This is a genomic window from Herbaspirillum lusitanum P6-12, assembly GCF_000256565.1.
GTDB lineage: Bacteria > Pseudomonadota > Gammaproteobacteria > Burkholderiales > Burkholderiaceae_D > Herbaspirillum > Herbaspirillum lusitanum.
Genome location: NZ_AJHH01000638.1, coordinates 1 through 20,467, shown reverse-complemented (window position 1 = coordinate 20,467; position 20,467 = coordinate 1). Strand labels below are relative to the sequence as shown.

Here is a 20,467-nt window from a genome sequence, read left to right as displayed (position 1 = left end):
CGGCTGGCGGTTGAAGCCGGCTTCCCGGACGGAGCACTGAATGTTGTTACCGGCTATGGCTATGAAGCCGGTGCGGCTTTGACCGCGCACCCACACATCAACTTCGCGACGTTTACCGGTTCACCGGAAGTGGGCGTGTTGGTGCAGGAATCTGCTGCAAAAAATCACGTGCCATGCGTGCTGGAACTGGGCGGGAAATCACCGCAGATTGTATTCAATGACGCTGATCTTGATAAGGCGGTACCGGTGATTATCAAGGCCATCGTGCAGAATACAGGGCAGACTTGTGCTGCTGGCAGTCGCTTGCTGGTACAGCAAGATATCTATGACAAATGTATCGATAGAATTGCAGCCGGCTTCAATCAGGTCAAAGTTGGGACCCCAGCAATGGATTACGATTGCGGACCGATAATCAACAAAAAACAATTCGATCGCGTGAACAAATTCATCGACGGAGCCAAGGCTTCAGGTGTGCCTGTACTTGCCGAAGGGACAATTGGGGGAAACTTGTCAGGTAACGGCTATTTCGTCAAACCAGTGTTGTTTGGTGCAGTACCGCGCAATCACACATTGGCGTGCGATGAAGTGTTTGGGCCGGTATTGTCGGTGATTCCGTTTGTCGATGAAGAAGATGCTATCGACTTGGCCAATGCCACCGACTATGGTTTGACCGCCGGTGTCTGGACGGAAAACGGCAGCCGTCAGGCGCGTATGGCAAAACGGGTAGTCAGCGGGCAAGTCTTCATCAACTGTTATGGTGCTGGTGGTGGCGTTGAATTGCCATTCGGGGGCTTCAAGAAGAGCGGACACGGCCGCGAGAAGGGCTTCATGGCCTTGGAAGAATTTAGCACCACCAAGACTATTGTCCATTTTTACGACTAATTTGCAACGAGAGTGTCTTGCCTTTCAGGACCCTAGTCGAGGAGTCGGAGGGCAAGGCCGTTTTCTTAAACAAGGGGGCGCCGTCGCTTGCACGCAGCGACCTCGGTAGCCGCCGAAAACCTCGGCCCCAACTGCCGAATCTTATATTCGCGATGACTCAGAAGTCGTTCAATGGGGCGGTAAGGCATCCAATCAAGTGGAGCGGTCATGGCTAGCTTCTTTTGAAATGATCGTCTTCAACGCTCGGTGCGCGATCCTTGCGATGACCATAAGTGCAATGGAGAGGAGGACAAGTCCTCCCAAATAGAAAACCTGGCGCGCCCCCTCGGTTTTCGTGTGACCATTATTGAAAATTTGACCTGCGCTGGACGCCAGCGAGCCCAGGTAGGTGTATAGCACGGTACCCGGGAGCAGCCCCAGCCACGACGCAAGAACGAAGTCGCGACCGCATACGCGACTGCTGCCGAGGACATAGCTCAAGGGGGCGAACGGGATGAACGACGCCAGCCGCAAGAAAAATATGATGCGAAAGCCGTGCTGCGCCACCGCCGCATCAATGGCAGCGAGCCGCGGCTGCCGCTCCAGACGCCGCCGGACCCATGGCCGTGCGATGGTTCGTCCTGCGAAGAATGCCAGCGTGGCGGAAAGCACGCCGATTGGCGAAATTAACAGCGTTCCCCATAAGGGGCCGAAAAAGAAGCCCGCCAGTGCGGTCAGCAGAGAGGCCGGCACTAGCGCCAACGTGGCAAGAACAAACATCAGGGAGAATCCTGTCGCACCTATCCAGCCGGCTTCGTGACTCAATTCGGCCAAACAAAGACCTGTGCTCATAAGCCAGCTTATCAAGTTACATTCCACCGCTGTGCCGTAGTCGATGAAGACTGGGTCACCAGTTTTGCCGAGTTGGCGAGATGATCAAATCATTGATGGTCACCTCTGCTGGCTGATTGAGCGCATAGATGATTGCTTGTGCAACGTCTTCAGGTGCAATGGCGAGTTTGTTGAGTTCCTGAGCAGCCTTCCGGCCTGTGGGATCGGAGACTTTGTCTGCCCAGCCGGTATTGATTACTCCAGGGCTGATCGTATTGACCTTGATGCCGTGTTCCACGCCAAGTTCTTTTCTCATCGATTCTGTCATGGCCTGAACGAAGAATTTCGTTGCGCTATATACGCCTGCGGAGAGGGCTACCTGATGGCCGGCTACGGAGTCCATGTTGAGAATTTGCCCTGACTTCTGCTGCAGCATAAAGGGCAGTGTCGCCGCGACTCCGTTCAAATAACCCTTGATGTTGACGTCGATCATCTTGTTCCAGTCTTGCACTGCGAGATCGCTCCAGTTCGAAAAAAGCATCAGGCCGGCGTTGTTGATCAAAATGTCGACTGAACCGTAGGTATCGAAGGCGAATCGGGCAATTACCTTTAATTGATCTAGATTCGTGACGTCCGCAGCACGTCCGATAATGCGGCCATTCCCATGATTTTCCTGGTTCGCTTCAGCGACAAAACCATCGATCTCTTGTTGATTCAATGCGACGGCAACCACACGTACTCCCTGAGCGGAAAGCGTCCGGGTTGTGGCGGCGCCGATACCAGAAGAGGCGCCGGTGACGATGGCGACTTTGTTTTGCAGATAATTCATGTTAACTTTCCTTTTCTTAGTTTGGCTCACTACATGACCGAAGCCGTTTGATTGCGGAGAGCGTAAAACGGGTAGTCCGTCCGCGAATTTGATCGGTAATTGCTTGCAGGTCAGTCCGTATAGCCGGTCGGTACCGCGGCCCTGGGCCCCGAGGTTCAGTGCCGATATAGGGGCGCCATCGGTCGAGTCAGCGACCAAAAGCGGACATTAGCAACATGCATCGAGGAAGCTATTCGAGAATTACCTGAGATGAATCGGATATAGATAATGACTCGCCAATAGCATAGAAATGTCCGCCGGCGATGTAGTGCAGACTTCTTAAAGCAGGATCCGTTTTTTCGAATTGCCAATGTCCATTCTTGAATACACGGCTATCAGACCATGCGCCAACGATCTCGCCAATGAACAGGTCGTACGTTTTCTGGTTATGTGGCTCCGGGATCAGTTTGCAGGCCAGCCAGGCCGAGCATCCCGCTACGAAGGGCTGGTCGTGTTCATCAATCTCGAATAGCTCCGCTCCTGCACGTTTCAGCTTATCTGGTTCGCTGGCAAGACTATGCGTTCCCAATTCGTGCGTCAGTTTCAGCTGCGCCACGGTAGGAACCTGTATGACAAACCGGCCGCTCTTTTCGACCAGTTCACGGGTCTTCGCGCTCTTGTCCAGTACCACTGTTAATTTTGGGGGCGCGTAATCCAGTGCACAAGCCCAAGCTGCAGCCATCACATTATCGACGCCATCATGACGTGCTGATACCAGCACGGTGGGGCCGTGATTAATAAGGCGATATGCTTTTCCCAACACGACGGAAAAAATATTGCTGTCCATTGATATTCCCAAGAATGACAAGTATTTAATTCAACACCAAGGCGGTGTATCAGGCCAGAAGACGATCAGCGCCAACGACATTGATGCCTGGGGTAGGATTGATCGCTTCCTCTATGAGAGTGCTGGCAATATGTGATGCCGTATTAATGCGCCAACGTCTTGGCAATACTGGTTTCAGTCCAGCAAGAATCGTCACCAATATTGATTCTCTAAAACGGAACTCCGATCGTTGCCCGCCAATTACACTAGGACGCACCGCAGTTAGAGAGCGGAATCCCAAGGCTGCCAAGTCTTGTTCTAGTCTTCCCTTGACTTGATTGTAAAAAAAACGAGATGAGGCGTTTGCCCCTATCGCCGAATTCAAAACATAAGTGGTAGTACCGTGTCGTTGCGCAAGTTTCGCAAAAGCCAATGGATAGTCATGGTCTACACGATAAAAAATCTCTATGGATCCTGCCGCCTTCATCGTCGTTCCTAGCGTGCAAATGACAGCGTCTATGCCCTGCCACCAGGACGCGTCTTCGGGCAGATTTTCAAAGTCCACAATTGGATTCTGCAGTTTTGCATGCACTGATAGCGCACGTCGTGATGGCGCCACCACCTGGCTTATCCTGGGATCGAGTAAAGCCAGTTTCAGCACATGGCCCCCTACCAGTCCACTTGCGCCAACAAGTAGTAGTTTCACCGTGCGTTCCCTATATAGAGCATACTGATTAAGGATTTATTAGCTTGGATGCGCGTGGAAGATCTTGCTAACCACAGTCCACTTGCCTTCGACCTTCAGCAGATGGAAAAAGTCTGTGAAGGAGATTCCTGACATGTCGTTGGCGTCGATGCGAGCGCTAGCCGCCGTACCAACGATCTCGATGCGGACAATAGCGGCCTGTGCGTCAGGAGAAGGGCGGAAATCCCTGTCGATCCCGTCGAACAGGATTGGAATCGCGCCGCCGGCCAGCTTGCCATCGGTGCCGACGCTGTACATCGTCGCATGTTGGTTGAACGCGGGTTTCATGATGCTGCTCTTGGCCTGTTTGCAGCCCTCAATGTACTTGTTCAGCACTTCGGTGATGGCTTGGTATTCTTGTACGTACGTAGGTTTGCTCATGGTTTTACTACTGATAACTTGTTGGCCGCGCGGTAGACTTTCTGCTTGAGTAGTCGCGCTCAAGCCCATAATGATTGCCACAAAAAGCAAAGTCTTGATAAAGGTAATTTTCATTTAGTCGCTCTTAATAAGGGTTGCAATTACTGATTGATACTCAACTGTAAAAAACACAGAAGACATTGCCAGCAGCGTCGCTCCTGATATAGCCTTGCAATGAAATGAACAGCTTGTTTTCTGTCATGAATCCCGCAGCTTTGCCGTAACCAGTTGGTTCCTTGCCTTTGAAACTACTTGCTCAGGTTGGTCTTGAGCTCTTGTGACGCTTGTGCCATCGCGCTGCGGGGCGCCGGCAGATGGCTGAATGCATTCAATAGTCCAAAATCGTGAATCATACCGTTGTAGCGCACCGACTTCACAGGCACGCCTGCGACGTCGAGTTTGCGGCCATAAGCTTCGGCTTCATCGCGCAGGACATCGAATTCGGCCGTCAGAATCAGCGTCGGCGGCAAGCCCTTGAGCTGCTCACTTGTCGCCTGCAGCGGCGAAGCGTAGATCTGCTTGCGTGCCTTGGCATCGGTGGTGTAGTTGTCCCAGAACCACACCATCAAGTCCTTCGTCAAGAAGTAGCCGTTGGCAAATTGCTTGTACGATGGCGTGTCGAAGTTGGCATCCGTCACCGGGCTCAGCAATACTTGCGACCGCAGTGCAGGTGTTCCCTTCTCACTTGCCATCAAGGCAACCACTGCGGCTATGTTGCCGCCAGCGCTGTTACCAGCTACGCCGAGGCGCTTGCCGTCGATATTGATTTCCTTGCCATGTTCGGCAACCCATTTGGTCGCTGCATAGGCTTGCTCGATGGCGACGCCGTATTCCGCCTCAGGCGACAGGGCGTAATTGACGAAGACCGCCACTGCTCCCGAACCTGCCACAAGGTCACGCACCAGCCGTTCGTGGGTCGGGAAGTCGCCTAGCACCCAGCCGCCGCCGTGGAAGTACATGAACGCCGGCAGGGTCTTCTGTTTGCTTCCTGCCGGGCGCACGATGGTCAGCTTCAGGTCGCTGCCATTGACGCGGATCGTCTTCTCGCTGACGTCAGCTGCCGGCAAAGTCACCTTGGAAGCAGCCTGCGCAGCCACCAGCACGCTGCGGGCCTCGGCCGGTGTCATGGTGTCTAGCGTCTTGCTACCTTCAAGGGATTGCAAGAATTTTGCTACGTTTTGTTCGACGCCGGGCAGGTCGGCTGCAGAAGCGTTGACAACCGCCAGGGTCAGGACGGAAAGGGCGAGGGTGGAGGTGAGGGTTTTCATGATGTTTTCTTTAAAAGAATGAGTGTTTAGCAAGCTGCTTGATTATTTTTTGCATCTTCGATCTGACGGTCGAAGGTAGCGTCTTCCAAACCGTGTGCCAGACACTCAGTTTCAGCACCACCCAGCTGAAAAAAAACACAGCGGGAATGACGGGGAAGCATCGTCTGCCGCGTGTTCAAGGAAGACTAGACGTTCAAGGTGCGACGTGGGTGTGGAAGATCTTGCTGACTACTGTCCACTTGCCATGCACTTTCAGCAGGTTGAAGAAATCCGTAAAGCAAAAGCCTGAGACGTCATTGGTATCGATGCGCGCGCTGGCAGCTGTGCCCACGATGTCGACTTTGACGATCACCCCTTGCGCTTCTGGAGACGGGCGGAATGTGCTGTCAATACCGTCGAACAAGTTTTGAATCGGGCCGCCGGTCAGCTCACCGTCGCCATCGACACTAAACATCGTTGCTTGCTCGCTGAAAGCGGGTTTCATAATGCTGCTTTTGGCCTGTTTGCAGCCTTCGTTGTATTTGTTCAGTACCTCGACGATGGCTTGATAGTCCGGTACGTAAGTAGGTTTGTTCATGTTTTCACTCCTGGTTATTAATGCGAGTCGTTGTAAAAAATTGGCCATTCTTGGCAGGCATACGGATCAATCCCTGTGCCATTCATAGTGGTGTCCCCTGTTGGGGCCCAAGATCCCCACCGGTGAGTTTTGGTTTCGCGATTGTTGAGGCACAAGCCAGCCTGAATATTCCAGGCGGCATCGGCTGCGTCAGGGCTGTCCTGCTAGCGTAGGCCAATCGGTGTAACCCTTTGCGCCGTTACCGTAATAGGTCTCGCGTGATGCAATAGCCAGTTCGGCGCCCTCTTGCAAACGACGCACTAAATCTGGATTGGCAATGAACGGACGACCAAAAGCCACGGCGTCGACCTTACCTTCAGCTCGACGATTAACGGCCAATTCAAGGTCGTAATTGTTATTGCCTATGAATGGTCCTTTGAATAGTTCACGTAACGCATCGAGATCTACGTTCTCAGGTACGACGCGCGAAGTGGCTGTAGCGCCTTCGACAAAGTGCATGTATGCGAGTTGGAAGCGGTTCAGTTGCTCGATCAAATATCCATACGTCTGCATGACCTGGCTGTCCAACGGCGTGTTGCCGGCGTCTGGCGTTACTGGAGAAAGGCGAATTCCTACACGGTCATGGCCCCAGACATCGACCACTGCTGCCGTGACCTCCAAGGTGAGTCGGCTGCGATTCTCGATGGAGCCGCCATATTGGTCGCTGCGCTTGTTGGTTGAATCGCGCAGGAACTGATCCAACAAATAGCTGTTGGCAGAATGAACTTCAACACCATCAAAGCCGGCGCGTTTTGCGCATGTGGCGGCATGTCGGTATTGTTCGATGATGCCTGGGATCTCAGATGTCTCGAGTGCGCGCGGCATAGAGACATCCATCATTCCATTTTCAGTGTAGGTTTGTCCTTCTGCTCGAATGGCCGAAGGTGCCACCGGAGCTGCGCCACCCGGTTGCAGATCCACATGCGAGAAGCGACCTACGTGCCACAATTGACAAACGATCCGCCCACCGGCGGCATGTACGGCATCTGTGACTAGTTTCCAGCCCGCTACTTGCTCTTCAGTCCAGATGCCTGGCGTTAATGCGTACCCTCGCGCCTGAGCGGAGATATTAGTCGCTTCACTAATAATCAGGCCTGCGCTGGCGCGCTGCGCATAGTAGCGAGCATGCAATTCATTTGGTACGCCATCTGACCCCATACGACTACGCGTTAACGGAGCCATGACGATTCGATTCGCCAGGGACAGCGCACCCATATTGAGTGGTGAAAAAAGGTCCGTCGATGAGCTATTGAGCTTCATTGTGACTCCTGTCAGTGATTGGTTTGCGTGATGAACTTAGTTGCTGCAATCACTATAAGGATCGGTGATAATGAAGTAAATAGTCATAAGTAGAGATACAGTATGAACAATAAAGTCATAATAAAGAGCCCTGTCCGCACTGACGCTATGGAAGATGCACTCCCTGCGCCACCGGTGCATCTTCCCGGTCTTTTAACCTTCGAGGCGGCAGCCAGGCATTTGAACTTCGCTCGCGCTGCTGCAGAAATGGGTGTGACGCCAACGGCGGTATCACGCACCATCAAAAGCGTGGAAGCGCAATTGAATGTCCGGCTATTCAATCGCACGACCCGCAGCGTCAGTTTGACCGAGGCTGGCGCGTCATTGAACGCAGCATTAGCACCTGCACTTGCACTGATCAAGAACTCCTTGTCAGAAGTCTTGCTAGCGACGGATCAACCGTCTGGCACAGTACGCATCAACTCTTCGTACGTCGCATACCGTATCTTGATCGAGCCTCACCTTGACGCCTTCATAGAAAGTTTTCCGCTGATCAATGTCGAGATATCACTGGATAACGAACTTAGCGATATCGTCAACGCCGGCTTTGATATGGGCATACGTATGGGAAAAAGGGTACAAAACGACATGGTTGCCGTGCAGTTGGGAGCGGTACAAAAAAGAATTGTGGTAGCTGCGCCCGATTACTTTCGCGAGCGCGGGGAACCGCAGACTATTGATGAACTGCTAAAGCACAACTGTATTCGCCAGCGCTATTCTGTAGGTGGCAGATTTTTTGAATGGAAGTTCGAAGCCCAACGTCAAATGGTTCAAATCGATGTACAAGGGCGCCTTATATTTGACGAAATGAGGTCTGTCCTAGATGCAGCAATACAAGGCCAGGGTATCGGTTTCGTTTTCGAGGATTTTGCCAAACAAGAGTTAGCAAGCGGTGTGCTGCGGCGGATACTGACGCAGCATAGTGGATTGGACGACGCGTTTCATCTCTACTATCCGCATCGAAAGCACATGCCTGGAAAGTTGCGTGCGTTTGTTGATTTCATGCGTAGTGCCAATAGGGCGAAAACGCGTTGATTCCTGCGTGTACAGAAGTTTTTGGAAATCAGCACGCGCTATGCTGCACATATAAATCCGTGCGTAATCTCCGCTTCGATCCTATAACCACTTCAATCTCTCGTCGATGTACTAGATGAAAATGAGATGGCTTAGATCGGTTGCTACCTACCGTTATCGATATAAAACTGATTTAACTCAAAGTTGATCCTGAAGGTTCAGAATCACATTCTGTGATATTCCGCCAAATCTGCGAGATTTGCGGACCAACTATGCGCGGGGAGATCTCCTGCCGCGTTTCCTCTGTACACGAGACAAGAAGCTAGCTGATTCCCAGATGCTGCAAGTGCCGTCTCGTTGCACCCAGCATGAGGACAATCCCCGAACGCTGCTTGTCTGAACGATCCCTGCTTAGCCTCTGCCATAAGTCGTGACGGCGCGAGTATTTTTTTGCACCGCAGCGTCTCAAGGGGGACACAGGACCTCTTGCATTGTGCGACTAATTTTCACAATCTTCAAAATAAACGCGTTTGTCAAATTGAAGCCACGCTTCTAAAGTCCGTTCAGACGAACAGTAAAAGCAGTACTGGGTATCTGGGTAAGTGTGGCGAGTGGGATGCATAGTGCATCTCGCAATATCCGTTTCGTTGTTGTCGTACCGAAACTAGGTGGCTGACAACGCAAGCTTGCGGTTCCGCCCGGATCGCTTTCTGTCGTTGTGAATTGTGCAGAAAATTCGATGCTCTGCATTCACGAGGCAACAGGCGCGAAGACCCTTCCCCGTGCAGATGGTCCATAAATCAATTATTAAAAAACTAGGAGACAAGATGAAGAAATCCCTCATTTCGTTAGCAACCATGGTGGCCTGGGGTTCGATGGCGTTGGCCGGTGTCGCCAGCGCCCAGGTCAAGGAAGTCAAAATCGGTTACCTGCTGCCATTGACTGCGGACAACGCGCCGCAGGGGCAGCAAAGCAAACGTGCAGTAGACATGGCGGTCGAAGAAATCAACGCCTCTGGCGGTATTAAGGCGCTCGGAGGTGCGAAACTAAAGATCATCTACGCCGATACGCAGAGCAAGCCCCAGGTAGCGGTGCAGGAAGCGGAACGTCTGATTTCTCAAGAGAAGGTGGACTTTCTGGCCGGCGCCTACAACTCGGGCGTAACTTTGCCTGCGTCGGAAGTAGCCGAGCGCTACAAAAAAGTCTGGTGGACTCCGGTCTCCTCGGATGACTCCATCACTAATCGCCCCGGCTTCAAGTATGTGTTCCGGCTGGCTGAAAAAACCTCGATGCGCATCGTCGCACAGCTTGACTTCATTCAAGCGATGGCCAAGCAAAAGAACGTACCGATAAAAACCGTCGCGCTCGTGTACGAGAATTCCGGCTACGGCCAGGGCGCTGCGCTCCAATGGCGCAAGCTGGTGCCTCAGCAAGGATGGAAGATTGTGCTAGATGAGCCGTTCGATCCCAAGACCACCGATCCGTCGCCTGTGATCACCAAGGTCAAGGCAGCAAAGGCGGACATCGTACTGCTGGCGAATTCCTTCATGCCGGCAGCGGTCATGATGGCAAAGAGCTTCAAGGAACAAGGCGTCAAGCCGAAGGCCTTCTTCGCCACCTCGGCGGCCCACTCCGATCCGGATTATCTGAAGAACGCCGGCGATGCAGCCTTGGGCGTGTTCGATGTCTCGGGTTGGGAGCCGGATGTGAATCGTCCGTTTTCCAAGGACGTGGCAAAGAAGTTCCAGGATAAGTACGGTCTCCTGCTGAACAACGAAACCGCCAAGGAATACGCCGGCATGTACGTGGTCAAGGATGTGCTGGAGCGCGCCGCCAGTACCGATCCTGAAAAGGTCCGCAATGCCTTCGCCGCGACCGATCTGAAGGAAGGCATGACGCAGATCTACTCGAACCGCGTGCACTTCGATAGCACCGGCACCTTCCCTGACACCTCCAGTCTGGTGCTGGTGCAGTTTCTCAAGGTAAACGGCAAGGTTGAGCGTGTGACGGTGGGGCCTGCGGAGCAAGCCCGTCCTGGTCAGAAGTTCATCTTCCCTTTCGAGAACTGATTGCACCCGGCCTGTGAACTGCAGGTCTTGCTGAATGGATCCAGGATTTCGAATTGATCTGTCACTGCAAGACCCGCCGTTCGCAGGTGTGTAACGAACGAACTTTCAAGCAGAGGTCTTTCCCGTGCTTTCACTTCTTATTCAAGGCATTCTGATCGGTGCCATCTACGGGCTCATTGCCCTTGGACTGACCCTGATCTTCGGCATCATGCGGGTGATCAATTTTGCCCACGGCACCTTACTGATGGTGTCGATGTTCATCTCCTTCATGTGCGTCACTAAACTCGGCATGAATCCCTACCTCACGCTGGTCGTAGTGGTTCCCGCCATGTTTTGCATCGGTTACCTGATCAACGCCGGGCTGATCCAGCGCGTGCTCAACAAAGAGTCGGATGTGCGCGAGCCCATCGGTGCGCTGGTCCTGACCTTCGGTCTGTCGGTGCTGATAGAGAACGTGTTCCTGGCGATTTTCGGTCCCAACTACCACTCAGTCACGACCAGCTTCTCCAACGAAACGCTGGAAATGGGAAGCGTGATCGTCGCCTTGCCGAAGCTGTACGCCTTCATCCTCGCAACGGTCGTGGCGATTATCTTCTACCTGTTCCTGCACAAGTCGGAACTGGGGCGGATCATCCGCGCCGTCGGCCAGAGCCGCAACACGGCACTACTCATGGGGGTGAACGTGCCGCATGTGTTCAACATCGCATTCGGCATCGGACTCGCTGTCCTCGGCACTGCCGGCGTTGCGCTGATTCCTTTCTACAACGTACATCCTTCCATCGGCAGCATCTTCGGGATCAAGGCCTTCCTCACCGTTCTGCTAGGCGGGCTAGGAAGCATCCCCGGTGCGTTGCTGGGAGGTTTGCTCATCGGCATCGTCGAGTCGCTGTGCACCATGTGGGTGCCGAGCACGCTCTCGTCGGTTGTCGTGCTGTATGCATTCCTCCTTTTCCTGTTCATCCGTCCGTCGGGCCTGTTCGGTTCGCGGCACGACCACTGAGTCATCGACATGAAGAAATTACTCCCTCTTGCCGTACTCGCACTGATCGCGCTGTTCCTGCCGACCGTGATCGAGAGTCAGTTCGTCCTGCACAGCGTGGTGATGATTCTGCTGTATGCCTATCTGTCGACCAGCTGGAATATCGTGGGCGGATTTGCCGGGCAGTTGTCGCTCGGGCATTCCTCCTTCATGGCCATCGGCGGCTATGTGTCGACGCTGTTGGCGCTGCACTGGGGCCTGTCCCCATGGGTGGGCATGCTGGTCGGAGCCGTCGCAGCCGCCTTCGTGGCAGTGATGATCGGCATCCCGAGCTTCCGGCTGAAAGGCGCCTACTACTCGCTGGCGACGATCGCGTTTGCCGAAGCGCTGTCCATGCTGCTGCAGACCGTGAACCAGGTCGGCGGCGTCGATCTCGGCGGCGCCGAAGGCCTGCGCGTGCCGATCATTCCCGATGCCGGCCTGTGGGACTTCCAGTTCCTCAACAAGATGCCGTACTACTACATCATTCTCTCGTTCCTGGTGGTCGTGCTGTTCGTGTGCTGGTACATCAACCGTTCCAAACTCGGTTACTACCTCACCGCCATCAAGGAGGATGAAGATGCCGCCAAGGCCCTGGGCATCAACACGCAGAAGACCAAACTGATCGCCGCCGGATTGTCGGCTTTCTTCACCGCGATCGGCGGCACCTTCTTCGTGCAGATGATCCGCTATGTAGAGCCGGGCACCATCGCCGGCATCGATCTCTCGGTGCAGATGGTGTTCCTGGCAGTGGTGGGCGGCCTCGGCACGGTCTTCGGCCCGTTGGTGGGATCGATCGTGCTCACCACGCTGGCGACGCTGACGCAGATCTATCTGAGCAGCTCCAGCGCCGGTTTGCACCTGATCATCTACGGCCTGGCCGTCGTGGGTGTGATTCTGTACATGCCACAGGGACAGGGCATCATCCATCCGATCATGCGTCTGCTGGGATACGGCGACCAGACCGGCACCACATCAAAAAAGGGTGCGCCCCATGCCGGCGCACTGGCAGGAAAACCTCCGGCAGGAGCAGGAAAATGAGCGCATCCACAACACCATCGACAAAACCGGCATTACTCACTCTCGACTGCCTCAACAAGCGCTTCGGCGGCCTGGTCGTCACCAAGGACATTTCCCTGTCCGTCCAGGAAGGCCAGATCTTCGGCATCATCGGACCCAACGGCGCCGGCAAGTCGACCCTGTTCAATGAAATATCCGGCTACATTCCACCGGACAGCGGGCGCATTACTTTCGACGGCGTCGACATCACCGGCCGGCCGCCGCATGAGTTGTGCAAGCAGGGCATTGGCCGCACCTTCCAGATCGTCAAGCCGTTTCCATCGCGCACCGTGCTCGACAACGTGGTGGTCGGCGCATTCGCACGTACTTCCAATCGCAATGAAGCCATCGCGAACGCCGAGAAGATCGTGCATGAACTGGGACTGGGGCGCCGCATCGGACAGATCGCCAAGAATCTTTCCATCGTCGACAGAAAGCGCCTGGAACTGGCGAAGGCGCTCGCCACGCAACCCAAACTGCTGCTGCTCGATGAAATCCTTGCGGGCCTGACACCCAGCGAGGTCGAGGAAGCCATTACCCTCGTGCGCACCATCCGCGACCGTGGCGTGACGATCGTCATGATCGAGCACGTCATGCGTGCGGTGATGGCATTGTGCGAGCGCGTTCTGGTCATCAGCTACGGAGAAAAAATCGCCGAGGGCACGCCGTCCGAAGTGATCAGTCATCCGCAGGTTATTTCCGCCTATCTGGGAGACGACCATGCTGCTTAACGTCCAGAACCTGAGCGTCCACTACGACGGCATGCAAGCGCTGGCGGGGGTGAATCTGCACGTCAACGAAGGCGAGATCGTCAGCATCCTCGGATCGAACGGCGCCGGCAAGACCACCTTCATCAACTCGATGTCGGGTCTGCTCAAGCTGACCAGCGGAAGCATCGATTTCGAAGACAAGTCTGTGCTGGACGTCACGGCATTCGCACGGGTTCCGCTGGGCATCGTGCAGGTGCCGGAAGGCCGGCGCTTGTTTCCGCTGATGACCGTGGAGGAAAACCTCTTGCTGGGTTCCACCCATCCGGCTGCGCGCAAGGTGCGTAAGGAAAGCATGGAGGAGGTCTACACCCTGCTGCCGCGCCTGCGCGAGCGGCGCACCCAGATCGCCAAGACGCTCTCCGGCGGCGAGCAGCAAATGGTCGCCATCGGCCGCGCATTGCAAAGCCAGCCCAAGCTGCTGATGTTCGACGAGCCGTCGTTGGGCCTATCGCCGCTGCTGGTGCAGGAGCTGTTTGCCCTCATCAAGAGTCTTAACGAGCGCGGCATCACCATCCTGATGGTGGAGCAGAACGTCCGAAAAACACTGCAGATCGTCGATCGTTCCTACGTGCTGGAAAACGGCCACATCGTCATGGAAGGCACCGGCAAGGATTTGCTCGACGACGACCTCATCAAGAAGGCATTCCTCGGCATGTGAGGCCGGGCCGCGACTATTCAAAAACACAGTTACAACACCATTCGATCAAGGAGTCATCGTGACAACATCCACATTTACCAACGGCATCGCCCATCGTTTCCGAATGGACGGGCGCACGGCGCTCATCACCGGCGCCAGCAAGGGACTGGGCGAAGCCATGGCGGAGGCGCTGGCGGAGCAGGGCGCCAAGGTTGTTCTGGTGGCCCGCACCACCAGCGAGCTGGAGACCGTGGCGGCGCGTATCCGAAGCCAGGGCGGACAAGCAGAAGTGCGCACCTGCGACGTTACTGACCGCAAGGCGATTCGCGCAGTGATCGCTTCGCTCGAAGAGCTGGATATCCTGATCAACAACGCCGGCTCGAACATCCCGGAACCGATCGACGTCGTCACCGACGAGCATCTGGACTATCTCCAGGACCTGAACACCACCGCCTATTTTGTCGTGGCGCAGGCCGCCGTCAAGAAGATGAAGGAGCACCCGGATCGCAAGAACCGCGGCGCATCGATCATCAACATCGCTTCGCAAATGGGCCATATCGGCTCCGAGTCGCGCACGGTCTATTGCATGACCAAGCACGCCGTAGTCGGCCTGACGCGCGCCATGGCTGTCGAGCTGGCCGCGACGGGCATCCGCGTCAACAGCATCGGGCCGACCTTCATCGATACACCGCTGGTGCGCCGGGTGGTGGATACGCCTGAGAAATACAACACGCTTGTGTCACGCATCCCGATGGGGCACATGGGCCAGGTCCAGGACATTGCCGCCGCAGCGGTATACCTGGCGTCGTCGGCGTCGGGCATGGTGACGGGTGCAGGCCTGCTGGTGGACGGCGGCTGGACCGCACAATAAATTCAACGGTTCACAAATTCAACGATTCAACGATCCAATGTCGAGGAGACTAATCAATGTTTGTCGAAGAACGCATCTACACCTTAGTGCCGGGCAAGGCGCCCGACTTCCTGAAACTCTATGAAACCGAAGGCATGGCGATCCAAGCCCGGCATTTGCCGGCCATGGTCGGTTACTATTCCTCGGATATCGGGGCACTCAACCTCATCGTCCATCAATGGGCGTTCGAGGATATCAACCAGCGCGTGGCGATGCGCGCCGGCATGGTCGCCGATCCTGACTGGCAAGCGTATCTGAAGAAGCTGATGCCGCTGATCCTGCAGCAGGAGTCGCGCATGCTGGTGCCGGCGCCGTTCTTCGCCGAGCGTCTGCAGACCATGGTGGACTTCAGCAGGAAACAGCGTGAGGCGCTGCTTGCGAAACATCGCCCGGGCGTGGCGGAAAAGGTCTCTGCATGAATCCCGTCCAAGCCGAAAAAGCCGCCGATGCCTTGATCTCCGCTGCACGTGCAGGAAAGCGCCTCGACGGGTTGCCGGCAGAGTGCCGGCCTGAGTCGCTGGCCGACGGCTATGCGGTGCAAGCCATCGTGGCGCGCAAGTCCGGCCGCCGGATTGCCGGCTGGAAGATTGCCGCAACCAGCGTTGCCGGCCAGCGCCATATCGGCGTCGACGGCCCCATCGCGGCACGACTGCTGTCCGAGCATGTGGTCGGCAGCGGATTGGGTTATGCGATGGGAAACAATGCGATGCGATGCGCGGAGGCAGAGTTTGCGTTCCGCATGGCGCAGGATCTTGCTCCGCGTAAGACTCCCTATACCGTAGACGAAGTGATGGCTGCCGTCGGCCATCTGCATCCTGCGGTCGAGATTCCCGACTCGCGTTATGCCGACTTCGCCAAGGTCGGCGCCGCCCAGCTGATCGCGGATGCCGCATGCGGCTTGTGGCTCGCCACCGGCCCGGCCGCCGCGGACGACTGGCGCAAGCTGGATCTGGTCAGCCATGAAGTGGTGGCGTATCGTAACGGCGCCGAAGCAGGACGTGGAACCGGGCGCAATGTGCTGGGCGACCCGCGCGTGGCGCTGGCGTGGCTGGCCAACGAACTCAACGCCCAGGGCGAGCAGCTGCGCTCCGGCGATCTCGTCACTACCGGCGCCTGTGTGCCGCCGATGGACGTGAACGCCGGTGACGCGATGCACGTCGACTTCGGCGTACTTGGCGTGGTGGATGTGCATTTTTATTGAGTCCGGTGCGTAGCTTGGCGGGTCATTGGACCCGCTTTTTTTTCGCCAGTGTTTTTACAATCAGGATATTGTCGGAGTTCAGTCATGAATTTGCTTTCCTTTCTTTTCGTGCCGGCAGAGAACGCCCGGTTGTTTGAAAGCGCCCTGCGCAAGCCTTGCGACTGCGTGATCCTCGACCTGGAAGACGGTACCCACCCGAGTCGCCGGCAGACTGCGCGCGAGGCGATGCCGGGCTTCCTCGACATGGTGACAGCGGCAGGAAAAACTGCGGCCGTACGCATCAACGGCGATTTGAATTCGGCGGTCAGCGATCTGCGCGCTGTCATCGGACCGGATTTGCAACTGGTGGTGTTGCCCAAGGTGGAGCATGCGCGCGATGTGGTGTTGCTGGCTGGGCTGATTGCCGACCTTGAGCGCCAGGCGGGCGTGCCTGAGGGGCAGACGCGCCTGCTGCTGCTGATTGAATCGCCGGCCGCGTTGCCACGTCTGCCAGAGATTGCCGCAGCGCACCCGCGCGTGATGGGCATGATGCTCGGCAGCGAAGACTTTTCGCTGGAGTGCGGTACGCTGCCCACGCCCGAATCGCTGGAGTTGCCCAGCATGCTGGTATTGCACGCCGCGCGTGCAGCCAAGATCCAGCCGATCGGATTCATCGGCTCGATCGCCAACATTGGTGAGGTGGAGGTCTTCCGAACGCAACTGCAGCGCGCTCGCTCGTTGGGATTTCGCGGCGCCATCGTCATCCATCCGAAATTCCTCGACGCCATCAATGAGGAATGCCGCGTCAGCGACGAGGAGCTGGCGCAGGCCAAGGAGGTGGTCGTCGCTTTTGAGGCCGCTTTTGCCGAAGGCGTCGGCGCCATGAAACTGGGCGACAAGATGATCGACAAACCGATCTATCTGCGCGCGCTAAACCTGCTGACGGAAAGCGGTCTCCAGGTGAGCGCTGCCAATTCCAGGCAGCCGGATACGGCCCAGGCTTGATCCTATTGTTGCGGACAGATCCATCGTGGATCTGTCTGTTCCGTTCAGCCGATGTGCTGGCGCGGCATCAGCACCGTGTAGTCAAGGTCCAGCACGACGTTGGGATGATAAACGCCGCCGGAAGCATCGGCGTGGCGTGAGTCTACTTCGGCCGGCATGGCGTTCTTGAGTCCTACCAGCCGCAGTCGCAATGCTCCCATGTCGGTGCGGCCGGGCAGTTTCCACTTCTGGATCACCTCCGTGAATGCATACAGCGTGTCGCCGGCCACTGTCGGCGCGACGTGCGCGCCGGCGTTGATCGCCATAATCGACACGACGTTCTCCAGGCCGTCATAGGACAGCGCACGGCATACCGAGATCACGTGTCCGCCATAGACCAGGCGGCGTCCCGACGGCGAATCGCGCATGACCAGCGCATCGAAATGCACCCGCGAGTTGTTCTGGTACAACCTGGTGGCCGACATGTGATCGGCTTCCTCGATGGTCATTCCTGCCAGGTGGTTGATGCGGTCGCCGACTGAGAAATGCTCCCACATCGATCTCGATCCGGTCGACTCGCACCATTCGTCCAACGCGTCTCGTGACGATACCGAGGCGTGCGTCACCAGTTGGTTGAGCGGGACCACGTCGTCAAAGCCGGGAACGAACGGCTCCGGCGCACGCGACGCGGTGCGGCGCTTGTGCACCATGACCCAGCGCACCCAGCTCAGCACGGTGCGGTCATTCTGGTCGTAGCAAGTTGAGCGCACATAGATCACGCCGCTCTTGCGACTGGAGTTCTCCTTGAGACCGAGGATGACGCTTTCGCAATGCAACGTGTCGCCCGCATACACGGGTTCGACAAACCGCACTTCAGCATAGCCCAGGTTGGCGATGGCGTTGAGCGAAATATCGGGAACTGTCTTGCCGAAGGCGATGTTGAACACCAGCAGATCATCCAGCGGCCGGTTGGCGAAACCCATGAGCGCCGCCGCCGTGGTGGAGGAGTGTGCTGCTTGGCGCGCACCGGTCAGCGCGAGATAGACGGAGGCGTCGCCATCGGTCATGGTGCGGTGGGTGCCGTGCCGGATGACCTGGCCCAGATTGAAGTCTTCAAAAAAATTCCCCGCGCGTTCCTTGTCGTTATGCATGCGTTGCTCTTTCTTTTATCAATGAGGTGAGGCGTGGGCATTCTTCATGAGCGGATCGCTGTCCGGACCGGCCACGATACCGGCGTCGTGGAGACGTCCGAGCGTGGCTGAATCCAGGCCGAGCACGTCCAGCAGAACGGCGTCGGTGTCGGCGCCGAGCAGGGGCGCGGCAAGCGGAGAACCGCGTGCTTCATCGACCAGGCGCAGCGGCGTGCCTGCTGCCAGGTGCCGGCCTACGCCGGGAGTGTCGATGTGTTCGAATATCGGGTTGGCCGCGGACAGGCGGGGGTCTTCGTGCAGCGCTTCGCGCACGCTGCGATACGGGCCCCAGCAGACGCCTTGCGCGTTGAATACTTGCTCGATCTGGGCCAGCGTCCGCGCGGAGATCCATGGTTCAAGCAGCTGCGCGATCTGTTCGCGCGCCTGGAAGCGTTCGCCTTCCTGTTCAAAATTCAGGCCCAACTGCTCCTGCAGACTGTTCATTGCGGGCCCGACGTCGCATGCCCGCACCAGCCCCTTCCATTGATTGGCTGAAATGCCGGCGAGATAGAGCCGTCGCCCATCCTGTGTTGCAAAATCGCGACCGAATGCGCCATAGAGATAGTTACCGATCGCCGCGCGGTCTTGGTTCAACACTTCCGCTTCGGTGGAAAATCCCAGATGCGACAACATCGAAAAGGCCACGTCCGATAGCGCAATGCGTAGTTCCGCCCCTTGCGCGGCAACGTTGCGCCGCACCAGCGCCGCCGCCATGCTGAATGCAGCGTGATAGGCACAGGCCATGTCCCAAGCCGGCAATACATGGTTCACCGGCGACTCGCGAGTCGAGGCGAGTCGCGTCGCCCGTCATGAAGGGAAAGCCGGCGGCACAATTGACGGTGTAGTCCACCGCCGTCGTGCCGTCCGGATTGCCTTCGATGGTGCAGGAGATCAGGTCGGGCCGTTTCGCCGCCAGCAGCGCGTGGGAGAGCCAGGTTGTGCCGATGTTGGTGAGCAGCATGCCACCATGGGTCTGGCCCGTGTCGGCGCGGGTGACCAGTTCTTGCACCAGCTCCTTGCCTTCAGGGCGTCGGAAGTCGATCGCGAGGGAACGCTTACCCTTGTTCAGTCCGGTCCAGTAGAGGCTGCGGCCGGCCGGGGATAGTGGCAATCGCTTGTAGTCGATGCCGCCACCGGGCAAGTCGACGCGGATGACGTCCGCGCCGAGTTGGGCAAGAGCAAGACCGGCCAGCGGGGCGGCGATGAATGCAGAACTCTCGATGACGCGCGCGCCTTGCAGCAGGCCGTAATTCATGAAGCAGTCTCCTTGAACCGAAGATGATCGGAAGTGGCCGGATCTATTTGTCCGGGTACTTCACGAATCTAGCGGTGGAGCGCGCTTTAAACAATCGAGCTTATTGCTTCAATTATTAATAAAAAGTGTTTAATCAAAAAAGCCGGCAAGGATGCCGGCTTGTGTGAAGGAGCCCGACAAGGCAGGCGAGCGCCTGCTTTATTCGTCTTCTTGAGCTACGGCATGCGCGCTGCGGCGACGCTCCAGGGGATCGGGCATGAGTTGCTTGAGCAGTTCGACCAGCCTGAGCGACGCCGGCGACAATTTCTGGCCGCGCATGGTGATAATGGAAACCTGGCGCGTCAGTTGCGGGTTGACGATACGCAGCACGTGGGTCGAGGCGTCCACGCGTGCAGGCAATGCAACGCGCGGCAGGATGGCCGCGCCCAGGCCAGCGGTCGCCATGGAGATCAGGGTTTGCGCCTGGGTGAACTGGTAGCGTGTGCTGAACGCCAGATTCCTTTCCAGCAAGGCGGTTTCCAGCATGCCCCGCAGGGCGGTGGCGGGGCTCAGCAACAGCAGCGGCATGTTGGTCAGCGTTGCCAGCGAGATCGATCGTTTTGCCGTGGTGATGAAACGCTTCGGCACCAGTGCAAAAAGCGGGTCGTCCATGACCTCATCGAAATGAAATTCCATCGTGTCGATCGACGGGCCGATGCCGAAGTCGA

General features: G+C 56.6%; 22 protein-coding genes and 1 pseudogene. 11 read left to right on the top strand and 12 right to left on the bottom strand.

The features are described from left to right. Nucleotides 1-882, top strand: an 882-nt coding sequence (locus tag HLUSI_RS0121040) for an aldehyde dehydrogenase family protein (protein ID WP_016835830.1), incomplete at its 5' end; no start/stop codon positions are given. Between the two features lie 192 nt (nucleotides 883-1,074). On the opposite strand, the gene HLUSI_RS0121035 is transcribed toward HLUSI_RS0121040, so the two are convergent. From HLUSI_RS0121035 to HLUSI_RS0121000, 8 genes are all read right to left on the bottom strand, one after another. After that, a complete protein-coding gene (locus HLUSI_RS0121035) occupies nucleotides 1,075-1,713 on the bottom strand; it encodes a TVP38/TMEM64 family protein (RefSeq protein ID WP_016835829.1) in 639 nt (212 codons plus the stop codon). A gap of 55 nt (nucleotides 1,714-1,768) precedes the next feature. Then, on the bottom strand, nucleotides 1,769-2,521 hold the full coding sequence (locus tag HLUSI_RS0121030; protein ID WP_016835828.1) for an SDR family oxidoreductase: 753 nt from the start codon (nucleotides 2,519-2,521) through the stop codon (nucleotides 1,769-1,771). A gap of 229 nt (nucleotides 2,522-2,750) precedes the next feature. Then, nucleotides 2,751-3,347 carry a flavin reductase family protein gene (locus HLUSI_RS0121025; RefSeq protein ID WP_016835827.1) on the bottom strand — a complete coding sequence of 199 codons (597 nt, stop codon included), beginning with the start codon at nucleotides 3,345-3,347 and terminating at the stop codon, nucleotides 2,751-2,753. Between the two features lie 49 nt (nucleotides 3,348-3,396). Next, the gene (locus HLUSI_RS31960) at nucleotides 3,397-4,032 is read right to left on the bottom strand and encodes a Rossmann-fold NAD(P)-binding domain-containing protein (protein WP_083831018.1); all 636 of its coding nucleotides are present in this window, start codon (nucleotides 4,030-4,032) and stop codon (nucleotides 3,397-3,399) included. Between the two features lie 39 nt (nucleotides 4,033-4,071). Further along, nucleotides 4,072-4,566 carry a nuclear transport factor 2 family protein gene (locus HLUSI_RS0121015; RefSeq protein WP_016835825.1) on the bottom strand — a complete coding sequence of 165 codons (495 nt, stop codon included), beginning with the start codon at nucleotides 4,564-4,566 and terminating at the stop codon, nucleotides 4,072-4,074. A 173-nt stretch (nucleotides 4,567-4,739) separates the two neighbouring features. Continuing rightward, a complete protein-coding gene (locus HLUSI_RS0121010; RefSeq protein ID WP_016835824.1) occupies nucleotides 4,740-5,759 on the bottom strand; it encodes an alpha/beta hydrolase in 1,020 nt (339 codons plus the stop codon). 193 nt (nucleotides 5,760-5,952) lie between these two features. After that, nucleotides 5,953-6,336 (bottom strand): nuclear transport factor 2 family protein, encoded by a 384-nt coding sequence (locus HLUSI_RS0121005; RefSeq protein WP_016835823.1) that lies wholly within the window; start codon nucleotides 6,334-6,336, stop codon nucleotides 5,953-5,955. Nucleotides 6,337-6,525: 189 nt separating this feature from the next. Continuing rightward, nucleotides 6,526-7,635, bottom strand: a complete 1,110-nt coding sequence (locus HLUSI_RS0121000; RefSeq protein WP_029363846.1) for an alkene reductase — start codon at nucleotides 7,633-7,635, stop codon at nucleotides 6,526-6,528. A 102-nt stretch (nucleotides 7,636-7,737) separates the two neighbouring features. Between HLUSI_RS0121000 and HLUSI_RS0120995 the strand changes: the two genes are divergently transcribed. The 10 genes from HLUSI_RS0120995 to HLUSI_RS0120950 all read left to right on the top strand — a co-directional run bounded on the left by HLUSI_RS0120995 (nucleotide 7,738) and on the right by HLUSI_RS0120950 (nucleotide 17,336). After that, the gene (locus HLUSI_RS0120995) at nucleotides 7,738-8,709 is read left to right on the top strand and encodes a LysR family transcriptional regulator (RefSeq protein ID WP_016835821.1); all 972 of its coding nucleotides are present in this window, start codon (nucleotides 7,738-7,740) and stop codon (nucleotides 8,707-8,709) included. 767 nt (nucleotides 8,710-9,476) lie between these two features. Further along, nucleotides 9,477-10,757: an ABC transporter substrate-binding protein gene (locus HLUSI_RS29910; protein ID WP_083831017.1), complete on the top strand. Its 1,281-nt coding sequence runs from the start codon at nucleotides 9,477-9,479 to the stop codon at nucleotides 10,755-10,757. A gap of 124 nt (nucleotides 10,758-10,881) precedes the next feature. Beyond that, nucleotides 10,882-11,757 carry a branched-chain amino acid ABC transporter permease gene (locus HLUSI_RS0120985; protein WP_016835819.1) on the top strand — a complete coding sequence of 292 codons (876 nt, stop codon included), beginning with the start codon at nucleotides 10,882-10,884 and terminating at the stop codon, nucleotides 11,755-11,757. A gap of 9 nt (nucleotides 11,758-11,766) precedes the next feature. Further along, a complete protein-coding gene (locus HLUSI_RS0120980) occupies nucleotides 11,767-12,816 on the top strand; it encodes a branched-chain amino acid ABC transporter permease (protein WP_016835818.1) in 1,050 nt (349 codons plus the stop codon). Beyond that, entirely contained in the window at nucleotides 12,813-13,565 is a 753-nt protein-coding gene (locus HLUSI_RS0120975; RefSeq protein ID WP_016835817.1) for an ABC transporter ATP-binding protein, read from the top strand. Before HLUSI_RS0120980 ends, HLUSI_RS0120975 begins: the two co-directional genes overlap by 4 nt. Continuing rightward, the gene (locus HLUSI_RS0120970; RefSeq protein WP_016835816.1) at nucleotides 13,555-14,262 is read left to right on the top strand and encodes an ATP-binding cassette domain-containing protein; all 708 of its coding nucleotides are present in this window, start codon (nucleotides 13,555-13,557) and stop codon (nucleotides 14,260-14,262) included. Before HLUSI_RS0120975 ends, HLUSI_RS0120970 begins: the two co-directional genes overlap by 11 nt. 58 nt (nucleotides 14,263-14,320) lie before the next feature. Then, entirely contained in the window at nucleotides 14,321-15,112 is a 792-nt protein-coding gene (locus HLUSI_RS0120965) for an SDR family NAD(P)-dependent oxidoreductase (protein WP_238534055.1), read from the top strand. Nucleotides 15,113-15,168: 56 nt separating this feature from the next. After that, on the top strand, nucleotides 15,169-15,570 hold the full coding sequence (locus tag HLUSI_RS29905; protein ID WP_016835814.1) for an NIPSNAP family protein: 402 nt from the start codon (nucleotides 15,169-15,171) through the stop codon (nucleotides 15,568-15,570). Next, nucleotides 15,567-16,352: a 2-keto-4-pentenoate hydratase gene (locus HLUSI_RS0120955; protein WP_016835813.1), complete on the top strand. Its 786-nt coding sequence runs from the start codon at nucleotides 15,567-15,569 to the stop codon at nucleotides 16,350-16,352. The genes HLUSI_RS29905 and HLUSI_RS0120955 overlap by 4 nt, the downstream gene beginning before the upstream one ends. A gap of 84 nt (nucleotides 16,353-16,436) precedes the next feature. Beyond that, a complete protein-coding gene (locus tag HLUSI_RS0120950; protein ID WP_016835812.1) occupies nucleotides 16,437-17,336 on the top strand; it encodes an HpcH/HpaI aldolase/citrate lyase family protein in 900 nt (299 codons plus the stop codon). A 44-nt stretch (nucleotides 17,337-17,380) separates the two neighbouring features. Here HLUSI_RS0120950 and HLUSI_RS0120945 read toward each other — a convergent pair whose 3' ends face one another. From HLUSI_RS0120945 to HLUSI_RS29895, 4 genes and pseudogenes are all read right to left on the bottom strand, one after another. Next, a complete protein-coding gene (locus HLUSI_RS0120945; protein WP_016835811.1) occupies nucleotides 17,381-18,466 on the bottom strand; it encodes a MaoC family dehydratase in 1,086 nt (361 codons plus the stop codon). Between the two features lie 18 nt (nucleotides 18,467-18,484). Then, nucleotides 18,485-19,249 carry a CoA transferase gene (locus HLUSI_RS34690; protein WP_016835810.1) on the bottom strand — a complete coding sequence of 255 codons (765 nt, stop codon included), beginning with the start codon at nucleotides 19,247-19,249 and terminating at the stop codon, nucleotides 18,485-18,487. A gap of 112 nt (nucleotides 19,250-19,361) precedes the next feature. Next, nucleotides 19,362-19,760, bottom strand: a pseudogene (locus tag HLUSI_RS34685) (CoA transferase); the annotation flags it as partial. A 198-nt stretch (nucleotides 19,761-19,958) separates the two neighbouring features. Continuing rightward, nucleotides 19,959-20,467: LysR substrate-binding domain-containing protein (locus HLUSI_RS29895; protein ID WP_016835808.1), on the bottom strand; the 509-nt coding region annotated here is incomplete at its 5' end.

What these genes read in the sequence shown, in the direction of transcription:
- HLUSI_RS0121035 (WP_016835829.1), bottom strand. Translation starts at nt 1,713, where the DNA reads ATGAGCACAGGTCTTTGTTTGGCCGAATTGAGTCACGAAGCCGGCTGG.
- HLUSI_RS0121030 (WP_016835828.1), bottom strand. Translation starts at nt 2,521, where the DNA reads ATGAATTATCTGCAAAACAAAGTCGCCATCGTCACCGGCGCCTCTTCT.
- HLUSI_RS0121025 (WP_016835827.1), bottom strand. Translation starts at nt 3,347, where the DNA reads ATGGACAGCAATATTTTTTCCGTCGTGTTGGGAAAAGCATATCGCCTT.
- HLUSI_RS0121015 (WP_016835825.1), bottom strand. Translation starts at nt 4,566, where the DNA reads ATGAAAATTACCTTTATCAAGACTTTGCTTTTTGTGGCAATCATTATG.
- HLUSI_RS0121010 (WP_016835824.1), bottom strand. Translation starts at nt 5,759, where the DNA reads ATGAAAACCCTCACCTCCACCCTCGCCCTTTCCGTCCTGACCCTGGCG.
- HLUSI_RS0121005 (WP_016835823.1), bottom strand. Translation starts at nt 6,336, where the DNA reads ATGAACAAACCTACTTACGTACCGGACTATCAAGCCATCGTCGAGGTA.
- HLUSI_RS0121000 (WP_029363846.1), bottom strand. Translation starts at nt 7,635, where the DNA reads ATGAAGCTCAATAGCTCATCGACGGACCTTTTTTCACCACTCAATATG.
- HLUSI_RS0120995 (WP_016835821.1), top strand. Translation starts at nt 7,738, where the DNA reads ATGAACAATAAAGTCATAATAAAGAGCCCTGTCCGCACTGACGCTATG.
- HLUSI_RS29910 (WP_083831017.1), top strand. Translation starts at nt 9,477, where the DNA reads ATGGTCCATAAATCAATTATTAAAAAACTAGGAGACAAGATGAAGAAA.
- HLUSI_RS0120980 (WP_016835818.1), top strand. Translation starts at nt 11,767, where the DNA reads ATGAAGAAATTACTCCCTCTTGCCGTACTCGCACTGATCGCGCTGTTC.
- HLUSI_RS0120975 (WP_016835817.1), top strand. Translation starts at nt 12,813, where the DNA reads ATGAGCGCATCCACAACACCATCGACAAAACCGGCATTACTCACTCTC.
- HLUSI_RS0120970 (WP_016835816.1), top strand. Translation starts at nt 13,555, where the DNA reads ATGCTGCTTAACGTCCAGAACCTGAGCGTCCACTACGACGGCATGCAA.
- HLUSI_RS29905 (WP_016835814.1), top strand. Translation starts at nt 15,169, where the DNA reads ATGTTTGTCGAAGAACGCATCTACACCTTAGTGCCGGGCAAGGCGCCC.
- HLUSI_RS0120955 (WP_016835813.1), top strand. Translation starts at nt 15,567, where the DNA reads ATGAATCCCGTCCAAGCCGAAAAAGCCGCCGATGCCTTGATCTCCGCT.
- HLUSI_RS0120950 (WP_016835812.1), top strand. Translation starts at nt 16,437, where the DNA reads ATGAATTTGCTTTCCTTTCTTTTCGTGCCGGCAGAGAACGCCCGGTTG.
- HLUSI_RS0120945 (WP_016835811.1), bottom strand. Translation starts at nt 18,466, where the DNA reads ATGCATAACGACAAGGAACGCGCGGGGAATTTTTTTGAAGACTTCAAT.
- HLUSI_RS34690 (WP_016835810.1), bottom strand. Translation starts at nt 19,249, where the DNA reads ATGGCCTGTGCCTATCACGCTGCATTCAGCATGGCGGCGGCGCTGGTG.